This is a genomic window from Marinomonas lutimaris, assembly GCF_019426345.1.
Classification (GTDB): Bacteria; Pseudomonadota; Gammaproteobacteria; order Pseudomonadales; family Marinomonadaceae; genus Marinomonas; species Marinomonas lutimaris.
Window position 1 is genome coordinate 1 of sequence record NZ_JAHLLW010000059.1, and the last position, 382, is coordinate 382.

Below are 382 nucleotides of genomic sequence, written 5' to 3' on the forward strand. Positions count from 1 at the left end.
CAAAAACGCTCTTGCCAAACACTCAATTTATAACGGGTTTTCTCTTTTAATGTCTTGGTAAACAATATTTTAATTAACTGCCACCGACGCGAGAAATCACTATCAGCTTCTGGCAACCGCCAAATAACGTGCATATGATCAGGCAAAACAACCCACGCAACAATCTCAAACGGGCGCTTGGATTTAACCTTACGAACACATTCACGCAAAAGATCAATATGCTCAACCAACACACAAGACCCACGATCCTTCAACGTTACCGTAAAGAAAAACGTACCACCAAAACGCTTACGCCTAATATATCGGGACATCCTTATCCTCCTAACCAAAAGCACCTTTACCTCAACGCCGGATAACGGTCGTACCTCCCTCATCCGGCCTA

1 protein-coding gene is annotated in these 382 nt (G+C 43.7%); it reads right to left on the reverse strand.

What is annotated here, in order from left to right:
- Positions 1-311 (reverse strand): REP-associated tyrosine transposase (locus tag KPL72_RS21105; protein ID WP_219704361.1); only part of this gene is annotated, 311 nt, incomplete at its 3' end.
- Positions 312-382 lie beyond the last annotated feature (71 nt).